This window comes from Paenibacillus sp. P5_B5, from assembly GCF_056400365.1.
Genome location: NZ_JBFULK010000005.1, coordinates 219728 through 238003, shown reverse-complemented (window position 1 = coordinate 238003; position 18276 = coordinate 219728). Strand labels below are relative to the sequence as shown.

19 protein-coding genes are annotated in these 18276 nt (G+C 40.5%); 2 read left to right on the top strand and 17 right to left on the bottom strand.

Going from position 1 to position 18276, the window contains the following annotated elements; all coding sequences use genetic code 11:
* Window positions 1-63 precede the first annotated feature (63 nt).
* The 3 genes from AC1DOK_RS08895 to AC1DOK_RS08885 form a co-directional block, all read right to left on the bottom strand.
* A complete protein-coding gene (locus tag AC1DOK_RS08895; protein ID WP_477553899.1) occupies window positions 64-546 on the bottom strand; it encodes a dihydrofolate reductase in 483 nt (160 codons plus the stop codon).
* A 15-nt stretch (window positions 547-561) separates the two neighbouring features.
* Window positions 562-1521 (bottom strand): thymidylate synthase, encoded by a 960-nt coding sequence (locus tag AC1DOK_RS08890; protein WP_477553898.1) that lies wholly within the window; start codon window positions 1519-1521, stop codon window positions 562-564.
* Between the two features lie 79 nt (window positions 1522-1600).
* Window positions 1601-2881 carry an MFS transporter gene (locus tag AC1DOK_RS08885; RefSeq protein ID WP_477553897.1) on the bottom strand — a complete coding sequence of 427 codons (1281 nt, stop codon included), beginning with the start codon at window positions 2879-2881 and terminating at the stop codon, window positions 1601-1603.
* Window positions 2882-3030: 149 nt separating this feature from the next.
* Between AC1DOK_RS08885 and AC1DOK_RS08880 the strand changes: the two genes are divergently transcribed.
* Window positions 3031-3594: a hypothetical protein gene (locus AC1DOK_RS08880; RefSeq protein WP_477553896.1), complete on the top strand. Its 564-nt coding sequence runs from the start codon at window positions 3031-3033 to the stop codon at window positions 3592-3594.
* Between the two features lie 69 nt (window positions 3595-3663).
* On the opposite strand, the gene AC1DOK_RS08875 is transcribed toward AC1DOK_RS08880, so the two are convergent.
* Both AC1DOK_RS08875 and AC1DOK_RS08870 read right to left on the bottom strand, forming a co-directional pair.
* Complete coding sequence (locus tag AC1DOK_RS08875) at window positions 3664-4854, bottom strand: anti-sigma-I factor RsgI family protein (RefSeq protein WP_477553895.1); 1191 nt, start codon at window positions 4852-4854, stop codon at window positions 3664-3666.
* Complete coding sequence (locus AC1DOK_RS08870) at window positions 4851-5594, bottom strand: sigma-70 family RNA polymerase sigma factor (protein WP_477553894.1); 744 nt, start codon at window positions 5592-5594, stop codon at window positions 4851-4853. The genes AC1DOK_RS08875 and AC1DOK_RS08870 overlap by 4 nt, the downstream gene beginning before the upstream one ends.
* 229 nt (window positions 5595-5823) lie before the next feature.
* Between AC1DOK_RS08870 and rsgA the strand changes: the two genes are divergently transcribed.
* Window positions 5824-6888 (top strand): ribosome small subunit-dependent GTPase A, encoded by a 1065-nt coding sequence (gene rsgA / locus AC1DOK_RS08865; RefSeq protein WP_477553893.1) that lies wholly within the window; start codon window positions 5824-5826, stop codon window positions 6886-6888.
* Window positions 6889-6971: 83 nt separating this feature from the next.
* Here rsgA and AC1DOK_RS08860 read toward each other — a convergent pair whose 3' ends face one another.
* From AC1DOK_RS08860 to rpmI, 12 genes are all read right to left on the bottom strand, one after another.
* Window positions 6972-7403, bottom strand: coding sequence for a hypothetical protein (locus tag AC1DOK_RS08860; RefSeq protein ID WP_477553892.1), 432 nt, complete (start codon window positions 7401-7403; stop codon window positions 6972-6974).
* A 230-nt stretch (window positions 7404-7633) separates the two neighbouring features.
* A complete protein-coding gene (locus AC1DOK_RS08855) occupies window positions 7634-8182 on the bottom strand; it encodes a peroxiredoxin (protein ID WP_477553891.1) in 549 nt (182 codons plus the stop codon).
* Between the two features lie 119 nt (window positions 8183-8301).
* The gene (gene leuB / locus AC1DOK_RS08850) at window positions 8302-9381 is read right to left on the bottom strand and encodes a 3-isopropylmalate dehydrogenase (RefSeq protein ID WP_477553890.1); all 1080 of its coding nucleotides are present in this window, start codon (window positions 9379-9381) and stop codon (window positions 8302-8304) included.
* Between the two features lie 195 nt (window positions 9382-9576).
* A complete protein-coding gene (gene gerQ, locus AC1DOK_RS08845; protein ID WP_477553889.1) occupies window positions 9577-10131 on the bottom strand; it encodes a spore coat protein GerQ in 555 nt (184 codons plus the stop codon).
* Between the two features lie 23 nt (window positions 10132-10154).
* Window positions 10155-10586 (bottom strand): cell wall hydrolase, encoded by a 432-nt coding sequence (locus AC1DOK_RS08840; RefSeq protein ID WP_477553888.1) that lies wholly within the window; start codon window positions 10584-10586, stop codon window positions 10155-10157.
* Window positions 10587-10741: 155 nt separating this feature from the next.
* Window positions 10742-11944 (bottom strand): aminotransferase-like domain-containing protein, encoded by a 1203-nt coding sequence (locus tag AC1DOK_RS08835; protein WP_477553887.1) that lies wholly within the window; start codon window positions 11942-11944, stop codon window positions 10742-10744.
* Between the two features lie 104 nt (window positions 11945-12048).
* Window positions 12049-13596 carry a 2-isopropylmalate synthase gene (locus tag AC1DOK_RS08830; protein ID WP_477553886.1) on the bottom strand — a complete coding sequence of 516 codons (1548 nt, stop codon included), beginning with the start codon at window positions 13594-13596 and terminating at the stop codon, window positions 12049-12051.
* A 126-nt stretch (window positions 13597-13722) separates the two neighbouring features.
* Window positions 13723-14712 (bottom strand): ketol-acid reductoisomerase, encoded by a 990-nt coding sequence (gene ilvC, locus AC1DOK_RS08825; protein ID WP_477553885.1) that lies wholly within the window; start codon window positions 14710-14712, stop codon window positions 13723-13725.
* A gap of 190 nt (window positions 14713-14902) precedes the next feature.
* Window positions 14903-15391, bottom strand: a complete 489-nt coding sequence (gene ilvN, locus AC1DOK_RS08820; protein WP_477554120.1) for an acetolactate synthase small subunit — start codon at window positions 15389-15391, stop codon at window positions 14903-14905.
* Entirely contained in the window at window positions 15391-17136 is a 1746-nt protein-coding gene (gene ilvB, locus AC1DOK_RS08815) for a biosynthetic-type acetolactate synthase large subunit (RefSeq protein WP_477553884.1), read from the bottom strand. The genes ilvN and ilvB overlap by 1 nt, the downstream gene beginning before the upstream one ends.
* A gap of 514 nt (window positions 17137-17650) precedes the next feature.
* Window positions 17651-18010 carry a 50S ribosomal protein L20 gene (gene rplT / locus AC1DOK_RS08810; RefSeq protein ID WP_477553883.1) on the bottom strand — a complete coding sequence of 120 codons (360 nt, stop codon included), beginning with the start codon at window positions 18008-18010 and terminating at the stop codon, window positions 17651-17653.
* A gap of 53 nt (window positions 18011-18063) precedes the next feature.
* Complete coding sequence (gene rpmI / locus AC1DOK_RS08805; RefSeq protein ID WP_477553882.1) at window positions 18064-18264, bottom strand: 50S ribosomal protein L35; 201 nt, start codon at window positions 18262-18264, stop codon at window positions 18064-18066.
* Window positions 18265-18276 lie beyond the last annotated feature (12 nt).

The following is an 18276-nucleotide window of genomic DNA, read 5'->3' as shown; positions in this document are numbered from 1 at the left end:
TAAGGTTTCTCTTTGTTAAAGTGAGGCGTCCGTCAGTCTTTTATCATGACCTTTGGGATAGCTTCATTTCTTCTCATGTTTTTGAAAAAAGTACGTATAAGGGTTCTTCTCATCTTTAATTCCCTGTTCACTCCATGTGATCTCCCACTGCTGTTCATCGAACTCTGGGAAAACGGTATTACCTTCGAATTCATGCTCAATCCGCGTTATGTACATTTTATCTACATAAGGCATAAAGAGTCTAAACAGCTCCGATCCTCCGGTGACGAATACTTCTTCATCTCCATACCGATCCATTAATTCTTCTATGGAATGCACGATCACGCATCCTGGGGCCTCATAATCACGGTTCTGCGTCATAATGACGTTCGTACGACCAGGTAGAGGCTTTCCAATAGACTCATAAGTTTTACGCCCCATGACGATCGTATGTCCCATAGTCGTATTCTTGAAAAATTTCAAATCTGCTGGTAGACGCCATGGCAGCTGATTTTCTCGCCCAATTACACGATTACGATCCATAGCCACAATATAAGATATGCTCATTCTGAATAGCCTCCTTTATACGGCAATAGGTGCTTTAATTGTAGGATGGGGATTATAGTTCTCAATGGTTAAATGCTCCATCTCACATTCAAAGATACTTTGTAGATCTTCGTTAATATTCAAAACAGGTAATTCCCTAGGATCTCTACTAAGTTGAATCTTCACTTGTTCGATATGATTCAAGTAAATATGTGCATCCCCTAGTGTATGAATGAACTCTCCAACCTGTAAATTACACTCCTGAGCAATTAAATGCGTGAGTAGCGAATAACTTGCAATATTAAATGGAACTCCGAGGAAAATATCAGCACTTCTTTGATATAACTGGCAAGATAACTTTCCGTCAGATACATGAAATTGGAATAAACTATGACAAGGTGGAAGCGCCATATTCGTTGGTACATCCTCTGGGTTCCATGCAGTTACGATTAAACGTCTGGAAGAAGGATTCTTCTTAATGTCTTCAATCACTTGTTTCAGCTGATCAATAACTTCACCTGTAGAAGTCTTCCATGCTCGCCACTGCTTACCGTATACATTCCCAAGCTCGCCGTATTTCTGAGCAAATTCATTATTTTCTACAATGAGCTGTTTAAATTTCTCGAGTTGCTCTTCATACTCCGCCTTAAACGCCTCATCTTCAAGAGAACGAAGCCCAAAGTTAGTCATATCAGGACCTTGATAGTCCGAGCTCTCAACCCACTTTTTGAAAGCCCATTCGTTCCATATATTATTGTTATTCTCTAATAGATACTTAATATTGGTATCTCCTTTAATAAACCACAGAAGCTCACTTGCAATTAATTTGAATGGAACTCGCTTCGTTGTTAGAAGAGGAAAACCTTTACTCAGATCAAATCTCATTTGATATCCAAACGTACTGATCGTACCCGTTCCTGTCCGATCTTCCCTTACTGTGCCATTCTCTAATACATGTTTGCATAAGTTTAAATAGGATTGTTCATTTTCGTACATATAGTTAATCTCTCCTTGAATTTATTTAGGGACAAATGAATCAATTTCATAATACCTGAAATAGGGCTAGATCCTCATCCTATTGTTTCGATAAATGGCTCTCCGAACCAAAAATCACTCGGCCTAATGTTAATGCTAATAGAAGCAATAAGCATCCAGCGGTAAAGGCTATACCATAAGATTGGATCCATCTCGGAGAATTATCAAACAAGCCATAAAGCCAGCCACCTATGAGTGGTCCTAGGAATGCTGCAAAGCCTGTTAGAGCTGAATAAATCGCAATAAACATCGGACGCTCGCTCTTAGGTGTATCACCAATAATAAAATTGAATACTAATTGATTATACCCTCCAAGTCCAATTCCTAAGAACAAATGGGCTGTGATAAGTACAACATAAATCGGCAATATCGTTAGTCCAACCCAGCTTATACAGGATAAAGCTATAAAAGGCAATGTCCAATAGAGTACCTTACGAGTTGAATACTTGGCATTAAGGTTACCCCATATATAATAAGCAATCATTGTAATTGTCATTTGTACAACTGTAATGATCGATACAATATCAATACTCACATGCAATACACTAAGCATAACAAAAGAAAATAGCGGTACAGCAATCCCTTGGATCAGCAGCCAGAGTGACAGAAACACGATAGCTTTCATGAACGCACGGTCTATAAATGGCTTCTTCATCATTGGCAAAAAATCAGTTTCTGTGGACTTCATCAAGGGTACATTAGGATACATTGTATACGCTATCATATTAAATACAGCAAACACTCCACAGATTCCAAACAATATCATATATCCAAGTTCACCCGGATACCATTTTAATATTTGACCGCCTAAGAATACAACAACAATCGCCCATGCACCAATTAAGGTATTCCGAATCCCAAAAAAGCGACCGCGGATCGTAGCTGGAACTATATCGCCTGCTAGTGTAGTCCAAATAACTGCACCAAAGGCATTAAACGCAAAAGCCGAGGTATATAGAACAATATAAGCCGATACCCACCACATTTGAGGTAATAAAAAAGGGATTAATCCGCATGCAGCCCATAAATAACGGTGTAATGCTCCGAATACAGTCAACCATAATTTACGATTCGTCATGCTTTTCTGCATCCAGAAAGCAGCGAAAATCTGAAGCATATTAACAAACGTAGTAATCGCAAGTACTAATCCGACCTGACTCGATGAAGCTCCTAAATGTAGCAAATATCCGGTTTGAAATGGACCTGCTAGTAGCTGCAACACGACCGTTGCAACCATTCCTTCAAATACCAACACACGCAAACCTTTACGTGTCTCCGAATTTTTACGAGCTACCATAGGTATATGTTTGCTTAAATTCATTCTGACTGATCTCCTCTACCCATTAACAACCTATTTTCCTAACTTCAAAGCCTAGCTTAATTGTGGTAAAATATTGACAGATTAGATGAGAAAGAGAAGATTATCTCTATCTTTGGATTCTATTCTATCATGTCAGGAGGTAACATGCATTGGTGAAAAACAATTATTTAGGTCTTATATTATCAATTATCGCCTTCCTCGTTATTTGTTCACTAGCTTTTGTTTTTGAATCTATCATTTTCATTTATATTGCAAGTGCTTGCCCAATCATTATCGTCTATTTAATTCCTAATTCACGTACATCGCAGTGGATTAGAACCGGGAAAGATACAGACAAGGTAGATCAATATATTATTCAAGCAAACGAGTCAAGAGAGTCTGATTTACTGATTATCACTTTTCAAAATGGGTATATTGATTGGGATAATAGAACGCTCTACTTCTCACTTGGTAAAGTGGCTACTGTAACGAAAGATCACCATGATAATAACGCCGCCTCACTATCTGTATTAAAACACGATTTATTTATGCATCCAAGTAAACGAGGATGGATTGGTATTGAACTGTCTCATCTGGCTCAGCGAGTTGATTACTTATCCTATACGACGGATGAAGTTAATCGTTTAGTGATTCGAGTCGCTGATATTACAGCAATTACGAACAAACGTAAAACGACAAGAAAAGTTGCAGCAAGTCGTAATGTCGAAGCTTAACATCTGAATAGCACCTTATGGAAAAAATCCCGTTATACAGAACCTATGGTTCGTAAAACGGGATTTTGCTTATCCAACAGAAGGTTCATCACTTTCTTTTGGATTATCAGTTGGTTTGGGTGTTGATGATGGTTTGAGTGTTGTTGTTGGTTTAGGAGTTGCTGTTGATTTTGGCGTTGATGTCGGTTTCGGACTTGAATCGGGATTCTTACTTGGACTCGGTTTAATGGATGACTCTGGAGTAGCAGTCGGCTTACTTGTACTACTTGGCTTAAATGTAGGTTTAGCACTTCCAGTAGGAGTCGTTGTTGGTTTAGTAGATTGAGATGGTGAAATAGATGGTTTCATAGTAGGTTTAGGTGTCGAAACAGGCTTCTTAGTTGAAGTTGGTGCTACCGTGCTTCCCTTATTGGATAGATCCTCATCCAATTTACCTGCTTTTTCATCTTGTAATAATTCACTTAATACCGCCTTACTCATGGCTTGATTGGCTGTCAGTGTGGCTACTAAATCTTTAACTTCTGTTTCAAGCTGGCGAAGAGTTTGTTCCTTTATTTTCTCAAATGAAATATGGTCTCCATTTGACTTCATTTTCAAATAAATAGCGTATTGTCCCATAGATACACCTTGAACATTCCCAATTGTTCTAAGTTCATTCGGAACTGCCATAGATAAAACAATAAATTCACTCGCATTGTTCGGATGAGTATCTCGGATATGCTTAGTCACTTGCTCATTTAATTTATTTGCCAGAACAACGTCACTAATCTTCGCGTTCTCTGTCTTTATTGCAGCAGCAACCACGATATCGCCTTCCCGTCCAGCTAGAGAACCTTTCTCTGCTTTATTCAGAATCGCAGCCGTTACGTCTTCAAGACTTTGGTTCTCGTACTTAATGTCGCTAATCCATTCTTTACTGTCTTTACCTATCTCACGTATTTCACGTACAATTTCATTCTCATCGATACCTAATTCAATACTTGGCTTGACGTCTATAGATACGTAAGCAATTATATCATCACCTGCAGCAGCCCCAGTCATCTTGATAATGATGAAGAAACAAGCTATTAGTGCTATAGATAAACCAATAATAGTAATGATAAGTCCTTTAATAGATGATTTCGGAGAAATGATATAAACAATTTCCTCTCCGACTTCGCAAATACGCTTACCACGAGGTATGCGATCAATTTGTCCAGTTGAACGCATGATGATTAACTGGTTGTCCTCTATTTCAAGAACGATTCCTCTATTATTCATATTTTCCCCCTCCTTTCCCTAGGAGAAGAGAGCTCTAGATAAGCTCGTAGCGCTGGGAAGGGACCATTATTTAGAATAGCTAATATAACAATGTAATGCTGATGGCGATTAAGCGTTTTTCGCGATATCCCTACTTTAGATGCTAGTTCTTTAATCGGTAATTTCCTGGTTTTTAGTAGTTGCCTCATTAATTCTGCATCATCTGCTAGTTTCCTAGCTGCCGAGTATAATTCAAAACTTAATTCCTCATCCTGTGGAGATTCTTCAATTAATTCAGCGAACTCCATTCCAAACTCATTCAGCACCTCAGTTAAGTTTGAAATTTCACTTGTACGCTCAGCTAATCCACTCTGTTTCTCATACGTATCGGAATGAACGAACGACTCCACAAACATTTCTTTATCTTTACTCTTGTATTCTGCCATACGGCGTTGCATTATCATTCCTGCAAAATCTAGAAACGATCTTTCCATTTGTGAATTGTACTGATTGATAGCTTCATCAAAAGCAGCAAGTGCAATTGTAAACTCATCATCAGTCGCGGGATTAATATGTCGTTTATAGAACTTACTTGCAGTCCTAGCAACATATTGCTGATGCTCAGCAATAAAGGCATTCCGTAATGTCAGATTACCTGTCTGGATCTGTGTAACGATCTGCTCCGGCAAATTCGTTCGAAGCACATTTGAGAGGTCTGATTGGCCTTTTCCAAAAAATCGTTTTATACCTATAAGTAACAACCATGTCACCTCATTCTAGTTTACTAAGTCAACTATTTCCGATTTACTATTATAACATAGTCTTCACATAACTATCGCTTTCTAAGGAAATAAATGTTATTATCAAAAAGTAAAAATCAGTAAAAATAACGTATTAATTAAATCAACTTACTTAAGGAGTGATGTTATATGTATAATGCTGAATTCTGTAACGACAATTACCCAAAAACATTTAATGGAGGAATTCTATTTGAATTTAACATCACTAGGTTGGAACAAATTTTATGAACAACAATTAACTGACAATAATAAAGACGGTCTAATTGCAGGACGGGTTGCAGCTGAGCAGAAGCAACTTTATCGAATAATTACAGAGTATGGAGAGCTTAACGCCGAAATCACTGGCAAAATGCGATTTAACGCTGATGGTCGTAAGGATTATCCCGCTGTAGGCGACTGGGTTATGGTCAGTCCAAGGATTGCTGAAGGCAAAGCAACAATCCATGCCATTCTTACGCGGAAAACCAAGTTTTCACGTAAAATAGCAGGCCAAGTCATAGATGAACAAATTGTGGCTGCGAATATAGACACTGTTTTTATCGTAAATGCACTAAACAATGATTTTAATATTGGACGCTTAGAGAGATACTTGATTCTCGCTTGGGAAAGTGGAGCAAATCCTGTAATTGTCTTAAGCAAAGCTGATCTATGCTCCGATATCGAACAGAAAATAGCCGAAATCGAGAAAATCGCCATTGGTGTACCCATACATGCAATCTCGAGTCTACAGGATGAGGGACTTGAACAATTACATCCCTATTTAACGGAAGGCCAAACCGTCGCTTTACTAGGTTCTTCAGGCGTAGGTAAGTCATCGATTGTTAATCGATTGATTGGTGAAAGTGTTATGCTGGTCCAAGCTATTCGATCAGGTGATGACCGAGGCAGACATACGACAACACACCGTGAAATGATGCCCCTTGATCTAGGTGGTCTTATCATAGACACACCCGGCATGAGGGAAATTGGACTGTGGGATAGTGAAGCCGGTCTCCAAACTGCCTTTGATGATATTGAAGATATAGCTAAGCATTGTCGATTTGATGACTGCGCACATGGAACAGAACCTGGCTGTGCTGTCCAAGGTGCAATCTCATCAGGAGAATTAGAGCGTAGACGCTATGATAACTATGTTAAGCTCCAACGTGAGCTTGCTTACTTATCTCGTAAAGAAGATCAACGAGCGCAACTAGCTGAGAAAGATAAATGGAAGAAACTCACCCAAAGTATAAGGAATAAACCTAAACATTACTAACACTAATAATTGACCAATATCAAATGCCCAGGCACAATAACGTGCCTGGGCATTCCTAATTAATAGCTTGAATTAATCTTTCCTTACTTATGAGAACCTTTGGGTGATTTTCTTCGAGTTAATTTACTGCGTCTTGAGCTGAGCATAACTAATCGTTTCTTAAGTTCTTCTTCCCATGCCTCATCTTGCATTCCCTTAGCTATAGATAACAAATCGAGCGCCATATCAATCTGACTTTTCACTACCTGAAGCGGATCCTCTTCATCATGGTTCACACAATTTTCAAACAATCCAAGCTCAGAGTCCTCTTCAACATATTGCATAAAATCAATTTCTGTCGCCCCATCATCGTGGGCGAATTCAGCTAATAGCTCATATTCTTGTTCAACTAGATAATGCACCTCAACTCGATGACATACTGGACAGAACACGATTGGTACATTATTAATTTGTGTTCGAAAATGTTTAAGTGTTCCCTTCGTTCCAATCATACTAGCACCGCAGCAAAAGCTCATGATATCCGCCCTCTCTTCCGCTTCTCAAAGAGTGAAATGAAATGAACTAAATATTTATTGTTGAGAAAATGTATTCGCGATTACATTATAAATTTCCTCTTTAATCAAATAATATTTTTTTTATTTTCTAAGAATGGATGAGCTAAGTAATATTTGTTCTTTCCTTGTACAAAGAGCCCCTTGCCGTAAATAACTACGGTACAAGGAGCTCTTGTCCAATAAATGTACTATTATTGAGCAACTAAGTTCTTGTCGCCTGGTTTCCAGTTCATGCCACACAAGCCGCCTGATTGAAGCGCTTGAAGTACACGAAGTGTTTCATCAACGGAACGACCAACATTGTTATGGTTTACAACTTGATATTTAAGTTCGCCTTCAGGATCGATAATGAATAGTCCACGAAGTGCTACGCCTTCTTCTTCAATTAAAATGCCATAGTCGCTTGCAACTTTCTTTGTAAGGTCAGAAGCAAGAGGGAAGTTTAATTTACCAAGTCCGTTTTGGTCAACTGGAGTGTTGATCCAAGCACGGTGAGAATGTACGCTATCTGTAGATGCACCGACAACTTCACAGTTCATGCCCTTCAAAGTTTCAACTGCATTACTCATAGATGTAATTTCAGTCGGACAAACAAAAGTGAAATCAAGAGGGTAGAAGAAAAGGATTAACCATTTTCCTTTATAATCTGACAATGAAACTTTTCCGAAGTCTACACCGTTACCTTCTGCAGTTTCCATTGTGAAATCTGGAGCTGGTTTTCCTACTAAACGTTGTGTCATTATTAATGTCCTCCTCGTTATTATGTATTTCCTATACAAAAAATCCTACCATTCGACTAAATAAATGTCAAGATAATAATTATTATTAATAAGGAATAACTATATTTAAATAATTTTAACTATTTATGCATAGCAGCAATAATTAAATCTCCCATCGCAACCGTTCCAACAGCATTACTCTTATCGACAGCGATATCAGATGTACGGTGGCCATTATCTAGCACTTCTTTCACAGCACGGTCGATGACATCAGCAGCTTCATGATAACCGAATGTCAATCGGAACATTAGCGCTACGGACATAATTGTTGCAATCGGGTTAGCGATGCCTTGACCCGCAATATCAGGTGCTGAACCATGTACGGGCTCGTATAATCCGAACGCACCTTCACCAAGTGAAGCAGAGGATAGCATACCAATGGAACCAGTAAGCATTGCCGCTTCATCACTGATGATATCACCGAACATATTCTCCGTAACAATTACGTCGAATGATGAAGGTCTACGAAGTAACTGCATTGCACAGTTATCAACAAGTACATGCTCAAGCTCAACATCTGGGTAGTCAGCCGCGACACGAATGACTGTTTCACGCCATAAACGTGAAGTTTCAAGTACATTGGCTTTATCAACTGATGTAAGCTTCTTGCGACGCGTTCTTGCTACTTCAAACGCTTTACGTGCGATACGTTCCACTTCGGTTACATTGTAGACACAAGTGTCTACTGCTTCTTGACCATTATCTGTATCGCGGCGGAATTTCTCTCCGAAGTAAATACCACCCGTTAATTCCCTAACAACGATTAAATCAGTTCCTTCTAATACTTCAGGCTTCAATGTGGAAGCTTCTTTCAAGCAATCAAAAATGAATGCAGGTCTAATATTAGCATATAAACCTAGTGCCTTACGCATACCAAGAAGACCTGTCTCAGGACGAGTTGCATGTGGGTTGTTATCCCACTTAGGTCCACCAACTGCTCCTAGTAGGACAGCGTCAGCGCTCTTACACATATCAAGCGTTTCTTGTGGCATTGGTGTGCCTTTCTTATCAATAGCAATCCCGCCAAATAAACCATGCTCGAACTCAAATTTATAACCAAACATTTCTTCTGTACGTTTCATCACTTTGATCGCTTCTGCTACAACTTCAGGACCAATTCCATCTCCAGATACCACTGCAATTTTCTTAATTTCCGTCATTTATCCCCACTCCTCTAATAGTTTCCTTTCTACCTTTGTAACATATATCCTCTATTAGTTCAAAGATATAAAATCTATTGTATTTATAGGCTATATCTATAACGTTCATAGAGACTACCATTTATAAACAAATAACGCTTCATAACCTGCAATTTGCAGATCACAAAGCGTTAACTATAAAGAAACTGCCACGATCTAACTGCCAGCTGGCTTCTTACGCGGAGCCACGCCTGCACCACCTTGATATGGATAAGTATAGTTAAGCGGCTCTTCAAATGTCGCATAATCAAAATTAACCATCAATAGCAAGTAAGTTAATCCCGTGTTTGAATCTTTAATAATGATATGATCTCTACCAGCACCGACCAAAACCCCTTTGAAAATTTTGGCATTCCATTGCGTGTTATGCTCATATGTCATATAGAATGTCCCTGTCTTTCCAAGGTTCATTCTCAAAATATTTTCAATAAAGGATGTTTCTACCGCTGGTGGAGGAAAAACAGTTCCTGACGGTGCTATCATTTGTCCACTCGCAGCATTTGATGGTGGCATTCCTTGTGGCATAGGCATTCCCGATGGCATAGGCATTCCCGATGGCATAGGCATTCCTGATGGCATAGGCATTCCTGATGGCATAGGCATTCCTGATGGCATAGGCATTCCTTGTTGCATGCCTCCTGGTCCCCACTGCATCCCGGGCGGCATCATATATGGATCATTCATGACAGGTCTTAAAGGATAATTCATCATAACTTTGGTAATCCTCCTCTTTTTTAATACGTATTGTACACAGCAGGACAATCTTCTCCTGTGGGGCTATAGAAACAATGGTTCTTATAGCGGCCTGAATGTTCTTGATTAAACCAGGTACCTGGACATTCACCCGTTGGGCGGAAAAACCACAATGAATATGAAGCAGGCCAAACTCGCTCACCATCTATATTACGCTGTGCAAGACGGATATCTCGATCTCTCGCTGCTTGATAAAAATATGGCTTCTGTATCGCTTCAAATCCACCGGGACTCTGATAGACCATATCACTGACAGAACGTAGATTCATAAAATCCAGGCAGTTGGCAAGAATGCGATTAACACCTACATTACCAACCATAAGCATGCCAGATTCACCTTCTCCTTCCGCTTCTGCCCTCATTAGTCTAGCCAGCAGCTTCACATCTTCAGAATTTGCCTTAATTACTGCCACTTCAATAACCTCCCTCCAGTTTGATCTCAAACAATGGTCATTTGCCCATATCAGCATCATATTGCACGATAGCCTAGGAGGTGACAGTGTAACACAAATAAAAGCCGTGATTTCTTCTCATAGGAGAGGGAATCACGGCTTTTGGCATTTTCTACTTATATGCTTGTTTTCTGTAAAACGGATGTTATAGCGCGATCAAGCCGTTCCATCCCCAGCTTCATCGTATCATTATCTGCAAACGTATAATTTAATCTCATTGTGTTGTATTTCGGCCGATCTGCATAGAATGAAAATCCAGGTACATAGGCAACGCCGTTCTCTACTGCAGTTTTCATCAGCTCTGTCGTATTGATTGATTCTGGCATCTCAACCCAAAAGAACATTCCACCCTTAGGCTCATTCCATGTTACTCCAGGCCAATTGTATTGAGACAGCAAATCCGCCATCAAGCGCATACGCTCTTCATAATGCTTGCGAATTAATTGAATATGACCGTTCAAATCAAAATGCTCAAGCAACTGATACAGCGTTTGCTGATCAAGAGTCGAAGAGTGCAAGTCAGCCGCCTGCTTAGCACGAGTTATGTTGCTAATAACTCTTGGATCTCCCATAACCCAACCTGTCCGAAGTGCAGGCGCAACAGTTTTCGAGAACGTACTCGTGTATACTACACACGAATTATGCGGATGCTCATCAAGTGAGAAAATCGATGGATACACTTGCGTATCACCGAACTTCAACTCACCGTACGGATCATCCTCAAGTATAAGTACATTTGCTTCTCGGCATATAGACAGCAAGCCCTTTCGGCGCTCTAAGTTCCAAACCTTGCCTGTAGGATTAGAGAATGTCGGAATGACATATACCATTTTGGGTTTATGCTGTGCGATTTTAGCTTTTAGATCATCCAGGTTCATTCCATCGTTATCGCTATCTACCGAAATGATGTGTGCGCCGCGTGACTGAAATACTTGTATAGCCGCTAAATAAGTTGGACTCTCTACCAGAATAACATCTCCTGGATCAATATAGATGCGAGTAAGCAAATCAATTGCTTGCTGAGAGCCAGTAGTAATCAGCATCTCATTCGGTGTAACATGAATCCCTTTTTGCTCCATCCATTTGCATATGCTTTCTCTTAGCGGAGTATATCCTTCTGTTAATCCATACTGAAGCGTTGACTTACCGTTAGCCATAACTCTTTGAAAAGCTTCATTTACCGCATCAAGCGGAAAGAACTCCTCAGCAGGCAAGCCGCCAGCGAATGAAATAATTGATTTGCCCTGTGTTAACTTCAGAATCTCGCGTACTGCGGATGATTTAAATCCCTCTAATGATTTGGAAAATTGGTATTGCATAAGCACGCCTCCAGAACATGTTTTGAAAAAGCACCCCACTCTCGTTCTTGCTTGAGATGAGGTGCTTAATAATTATGACAGATAAATAACATAATGTGAAATACTTAGCTTATAGTCATATTGTTACGGCTATTGTTCACCGATTTCCGTTTATCAATTAATCGATTAATGGCATGAATATAAGCTTTGGCACTTGCTTCTAAAATATCGGTTGATACTCCGCGCCCCTGAACGGATAAATCACCTTGACGCATGATGAGGTGCACTTCGCCAATGGCATCCTTACCATGTGATATCGACTTAATCGTGTAATCTTCCAGTTCAATATCTTCCTGGGTCGCCTTATCAATTGCTTTAAAGATCGAATCAACCGAACCATTGCCGATCGCAGCTTCTTCAAGCACAGAACCATCTTCTGTCTTGATTCTAACCGTTGCAGTAGGCACAGACTGTGTGCCATAAGATATTTGGAATGCATCAAGAGTAAAGACTTCAGGTGTTGTAATCAGCTTCTCTTCTACAATTACTCGAATATCTTCATCCAGAACATCCTTCTTCTTGTCTGCCAGCTCTTTGAACTTTATAAATGCATTATTCATTTGCTCATCTGTCAGGTTGTATCCCAAATCGACCAGCTTTTCGCGGAAAGCATGACGTCCAGAATGCTTACCAAGCACAAGCTTACTTTCTTTAAGCCCGATTGTTTCTGGTGTCATGATTTCATAAGTCGTCTTTTCCTTTAGCATGCCATCTTGATGGATGCCGGACTCATGCGCGAATGCATTTGCTCCTACAATCGCCTTATTGCCTGGCACAACCATACCTGTAAGCTTGCTTACAAGTCGTGATGTACGTGCAATTTCACTTAAAACAAGTGAGGTTTTGGCTCCAAAAAAATCCGCTCTCGTCTCAAGCGCTAACGCAACCTCTTCAAGCGCTGTATTGCCCGCGCGCTCTCCAATTCCGTTGATCGTTCCTTCGACTTGATCAGCACCGCCCATGATTGCAGCGAGTGCATTAACCGTGGCCATTCCTAAATCGTCATGGCAGTGAGCGCTAAGCTGAATTTTCTCAACGCCAGGAACCGTTTCTTTAACTGTTTTAAAAATGTTTCCATATTCATATGGTGACAAATATCCAACTGTATCAGGAATATTAACAACCGATGCGCCAGCACGAATCGCCATATCCGTTACTTGACAGATGAAATCGATCTCGGTGCGACCTGCATCTTCAAGTGAAAATTCCAGTTTGTCAAAATAGCGTTTGCCGTATTTAATTGCTGCTTCTGCAGTTTCGAGCACCTGCTCCTTACTCATCCGTAGTTTATGCTGTCTATGAATGGGAGAAGTTGCAAGGAAGATATGCAAGCAAGCATCTTGACTGTTCTTGAGTGCTTCTCGAACCGCATTAATATCCTTCTCATTTGAACGAGCAAGGCCAACTATTGTGGCATTATGAATGGCTTTTGCGACAGCTGCTACACTTTCCAGATCTCCAGGAGATGCTGCTGGGAAGCCAGCTTCAATGCGATCGACACCTAGCTTTTCAAGCTGTAAGCCAATTTCCACCTTTTCATGCACATTAAGGTTTACACCCGGAGACTGTTCTCCATCTCTTAGAGTAGTATCGAAAATATAGATTTTTCTCATGCTGTCACCCCCTGATAATATGAGAAAAACGGCTTTGCCGCCAAACTCCAACAAATCCGTTTTCTCTGGACAAGAATGAAACGGTTAACCGTCCTAAAAGTACGGTAGCGTTTCTCAAAGGCAAATTTATTTCTTAATCCAATGCATCATATCACGCAAGCCAGCTCCAACAACCTCAAGCGGATGTTCGGACTCTTTACGACGAGTTGCATGGAAGAATGCTCCGTTTGTTTGCTCCAAAATAAAGTCGCGAGCAAATTTACCTTGTTGGATATCTTCAAGAACTTTTTTCATTTCTTTCTTAGTTTCACTTGTGATAATACGAGGTCCTGTTACATAATCTCCGTACTCAGCTGTATTGGAGATGGAACTGCGCATGCTGGACAATCCACCTTCATACATTAAGTCAACGATTAGCTTAAGCTCATGCAAGCACTCGAAGTAAGCGATCTCTGGTTGGTATCCAGCTTCAATTAATGTTTCGAAACCAGCTTTAACTAGTTCGCTAGTACCACCACAAAGTACAGCTTGCTCACCGAACAAATCGGTTTCTGTTTCTTCGCGGAATGTAGTTTCGATTACGCCTGCACGTGTTGAACCGATTCCTTTAGCATATGCAAGTCCAATTGCATATGCGTTTCCAGTAGCATCTTGCTCAACAGCGATCAACGCTGGAACACCAAAGCCTTCAACATATGTACGACGTACCATGTGGCCTGGTGATTTAGGTGCGATCATGAATACGTCAAGATCAGCGGATGGAACGATTTGTCCGAAATTTACGTTAAAACCATGGGAGAACATAATAGCTGCACCATTCTTAAGGTTAGGCTCAATTAACTCTCTGTAAATTCTAGCTTGAACTTCATCTGGCATTAAGATTTGAACGACATCAGCACGACGAGTAGCTTCATCAACTGTTAGAACTTCGAAGCCATCATTTTGTGCTGTTGTCCATGATTTACCTGGGCGAAGACCAATAACAACATTCAAACCGCTATCACGTAAGTTTTGTGCCTGTGCGTGTCCTTGTGATCCGTAACCAATGATTGCGATTGTTTTCCCTTTTAAAATTGCTAAGTCTGCATCTTTTTCGTAATACATTTTTGCTGCCATTATAATAATTCCTCCTTTAAATGTAGAAAACATAAATTGTATACATCGACCCTTGAGCGGGCATTTCAACGGATTACCGCATTACACTCCTAAGTTATAAGGAATTGCTGTAGGTAATATTACCGTAGGTTCGAGCCCACTACTATTCCCATTCAAATGCCCGCTCAAGAGCTATAACAAATAAATTTTATTATCTTACAGAGCCGCGAATCATTGCTGTAACACCTGTTCTTGACATTTCTTTAATACCATATGGTGTAAGAAGTTCGACCATCGCATCGATCTTATCCGAATCACCTACAACTTGAACAACCAATGAGTTTGGCCCGATATCTACGACTGCCGCACGGAATGTCTCAATAACACTTAGAATTTCAGGGCGCGCAGCTGCATCTGCATTTACTTTAATAAGTGCAAGTTCACGGGATACCATTGGATTGGAGCTAAGATCAATAACTTTGATAACATCGATCAATTTGTAGAGCTGCTTGGATACCTGCTCGAGTGTCTTCTCATCACCTTGGGTGACAATGACCATTCGAGAAAGTCCATGCTCCTCAGATTCACCAACGGTAATACTTTCGATATTAAAACCTCTTCTACCGAATAATCCAGATACACGCTGCAGAACACCAGGTTGATTATTAACGAGAATGGAAATCGTGTGTCGACGTATCATCATTTGGAATCCCCCATTAGCATTTCGCTCAGTGTGCAACCTTGTGTAACCATTGGGAACACGTTCTCATGCTTACGAACTACGAATTCAAGAACGACTGGTCCAGGTGTATCGAGTGCTTCTTGCCAGATCTGATTCGCTTCTTCTTTATTCGAAGCTCTTAGCCCCTTCACTCCATAAGCCTCAGCAAGCTTAACAAAATCAGGACTACCAGCAAGATCGATATGACTATAACGATTGTCGTACAGAATTTCTTGCCATTGTCGAACCATTCCCAATACTTGATTATTAATGATGACAATTTTAACCGGGATATTGTTGATTGCACAAATTGCAAGCTCTTGTGCGCACATTTGCATACCACCATCACCATTAATTGAAACAACGAGTTTATCCGGATTACCCATCTGTGCACCGATAGCTGAAGGGAAACCAAAGCCCATCGTGCCAAGTCCACCAGAAGAAACAAACGAACGTGGATTTTTGAATTTATAGTATTGTGCTGTCCACATTTGATGTTGACCAACATCCGTTGTAATAACCGCTTCACCTTTGGTCGTTTCGTTAATCATCTCGATAACGTATTGCGGCTTAAGCTCCTCATTCGAATCCTCATAGCTCAGTGGGAATTCCACTTTATTAGACTGAATCGTTTCAATCCACGCTTTGGAGTTCGCTTGTTTCACCTTTGTGTTAGCAAATTCTAGAACAGCTTTCACATCACCAACAACTGGAATATCAGTCTTAATGTTCTTACCAATTTCAGCTGGATCCACATCGATATGTGCAATTAATTTAGCTTGTGGTGCGAATCCATCAAGCTTCATCGTCACGCGGTCATCAAATCTAGAACCAATCGAGATCAATAAATCTGCGTTTTGAATTGCCATGTTCGCCGTATAGGTTCCATGCATACCTGGCATTCCCATCCACAATTCATGCCCGCTTGGGAATCCACTTAGACCTAAGAATGTAGTCGTTACAGGAATTTGCGTTTTATTAACAAATTCAATTAATTGTTCACTTGCATCTGCGTAGACAACACCGCCGCCTGCGATGATTACTGGTCGCTCAGCCTTTTCAATGGCTTTGATCAGCTTATCTACTTGCATTTTGTTCGGTTGAACAGTTGGGTTATAACCACGAATGCTTATTTCTGATACAGGCTCAAACATTGCTTTCTGAGCAGATACATCTTTCGGGATATCGATCAATACTGGACCCTTACGCCCCGTATTCGCAATATGGAATGCCTCATGAATAATTCTCGGTAATTCATTCACATCGCGTACAAGGTAGCTATGCTTGGTAATCGGCATTGTGATGCCGGTAATGTCCGCTTCTTGGAAAGCATCCGTTCCGATCAAGGTTGTTGCAACGTTACCTGTTATTACAACGAGTGGTACGGAATCCATGTATGCCGTAGCAATACCTGTGACCAGGTTGGTCGCTCCTGGGCCTGATGTTGCAATACAAACGCCAACCTTCCCTGTAGACCTCGCATAACCATCCGCTGCGTGAATCGCACCTTGTTCATGACGAGTAAGCAGATGCTTGAAATCAGAAAATCCATAAAGTGCATCGTAGATGTAAAGTACAGCTCCACCTGGGTAACCAAAGACGCAATCTACACCCTCCAAAACAAGCGAACGTAATAAGATTTCTGAACCCGTAATTAATTCTGGTTGTTTCCATTTTTCTAACAATACTTCTTTTGACAAATTTGGCGCTGTGTCAACGTTCATGTGAATCCTCCTCTCGAAAAATAAATGCTCTTATATAACAAAAAAACCCTTTCATCCCGGACACAAAATATGTGTCTGACGGGACGAAAGGGATTATCTTCCGTGGTACCACCCAGCTTTGTTTCATGTCTCGCAACACAAAACCTCAGCAGGTTCGGATTACTCCAAACCTTTAGCACAGTAACGTGTGCAAATCCGATTTTCCCTAATAAGCGGGTGCTTTTCAGGAAAATGGCTCCGAGGTGAGCTCGTCGTAAGGGTTTAAGGTAATGGTTTCAGCTGATCCATCACTCTCTGAGCATAAGAGCCCTTAACACTTCGTCCTCTTCATAGCCGATTACTTTTAATGCGTTTGCTTATGATTTAAAGATTATTATATGCGCGCGAATCTCCATAGTCAATACTATTATTTAAAGTTTCTAAATATATACGAATCATCTGATTCAAATGTTTATGAACAAAAAACAAAACACCCTACAATCTATAAGACTGTAGGGTGCTTAATAAACTATATTTATGCGTTCACTTTTGCTTTAGCTGCAGTAGCTAGATCAGCAAATGCTTTTGCATCATTTACAGCGATATCAGCAAGGATCTTACGGTTAACTTCGATACCCGCAAGCTTCAAGCCATGCATCATTGTGGAGTAAGTCATGCCGTTAATACGAGCTGCCGCATTGATACGAGTGATCCACAATCTGCGGAAATCACGTTTCTTTTGACGACGGTCACGGTATGCATACATAAGGGATTTCATTACTTGCTCGTTCGCTGTTTTAAACAGACGGTGCTTGGAGCCGAAATAACCTTTTGCTAATTTAAGAACTTTTTTATGACGACGACGGTTAGTAAATCCGCCCTTGACTCTTGCCATAGTAAATACCTCCTAGATATGTTAGAAAAGTGTGCCCTTACTTAAGGACCGAATTATTTAAGGTTTGCTAAAGATTGCTTTAAGCGTTTAACGTCACCAGTAGCCATGATTGGGTGTCCAGCTAGGTTACGCTTTTGGCGTCCTGATTTGTGTGAAAGCAAGTGGTTTCTGTACGCCTTGAATCTTTTAACTTTACCGGTGCCTGTAATTTTGACACGGTCTTTGAGCGAGCTATGTGTTTTCATTTTTGGCATAGGGAATTCCTC

What these genes read in the sequence shown, in the direction of transcription:
- AC1DOK_RS08895 (WP_477553899.1), bottom strand. Translation starts at nt 546, where the DNA reads ATGAGCATATCTTATATTGTGGCTATGGATCGTAATCGTGTAATTGGG.
- AC1DOK_RS08890 (WP_477553898.1), bottom strand. Translation starts at nt 1,521, where the DNA reads ATGTACGAAAATGAACAATCCTATTTAAACTTATGCAAACATGTATTA.
- AC1DOK_RS08885 (WP_477553897.1), bottom strand. Translation starts at nt 2,881, where the DNA reads ATGAATTTAAGCAAACATATACCTATGGTAGCTCGTAAAAATTCGGAG.
- AC1DOK_RS08875 (WP_477553895.1), bottom strand. Translation starts at nt 4,854, where the DNA reads ATGAATAATAGAGGAATCGTTCTTGAAATAGAGGACAACCAGTTAATC.
- AC1DOK_RS08860 (WP_477553892.1), bottom strand. Translation starts at nt 7,403, where the DNA reads ATGAGCTTTTGCTGCGGTGCTAGTATGATTGGAACGAAGGGAACACTT.
- AC1DOK_RS08855 (WP_477553891.1), bottom strand. Translation starts at nt 8,182, where the DNA reads ATGACACAACGTTTAGTAGGAAAACCAGCTCCAGATTTCACAATGGAA.
- leuB (WP_477553890.1), bottom strand. Translation starts at nt 9,381, where the DNA reads ATGACGGAAATTAAGAAAATTGCAGTGGTATCTGGAGATGGAATTGGT.
- gerQ (WP_477553889.1), bottom strand. Translation starts at nt 10,131, where the DNA reads ATGATGAATTATCCTTTAAGACCTGTCATGAATGATCCATATATGATG.
- AC1DOK_RS08835 (WP_477553887.1), bottom strand. Translation starts at nt 11,944, where the DNA reads ATGCAATACCAATTTTCCAAATCATTAGAGGGATTTAAATCATCCGCA.
- AC1DOK_RS08830 (WP_477553886.1), bottom strand. Translation starts at nt 13,596, where the DNA reads ATGAGAAAAATCTATATTTTCGATACTACTCTAAGAGATGGAGAACAG.
- ilvC (WP_477553885.1), bottom strand. Translation starts at nt 14,712, where the DNA reads ATGGCAGCAAAAATGTATTACGAAAAAGATGCAGACTTAGCAATTTTA.
- ilvN (WP_477554120.1), bottom strand. Translation starts at nt 15,391, where the DNA reads ATGATACGTCGACACACGATTTCCATTCTCGTTAATAATCAACCTGGT.
- ilvB (WP_477553884.1), bottom strand. Translation starts at nt 17,136, where the DNA reads ATGAACGTTGACACAGCGCCAAATTTGTCAAAAGAAGTATTGTTAGAA.
- rplT (WP_477553883.1), bottom strand. Translation starts at nt 18,010, where the DNA reads ATGGCAAGAGTCAAGGGCGGATTTACTAACCGTCGTCGTCATAAAAAA.
- rpmI (WP_477553882.1), bottom strand. Translation starts at nt 18,264, where the DNA reads ATGCCAAAAATGAAAACACATAGCTCGCTCAAAGACCGTGTCAAAATT.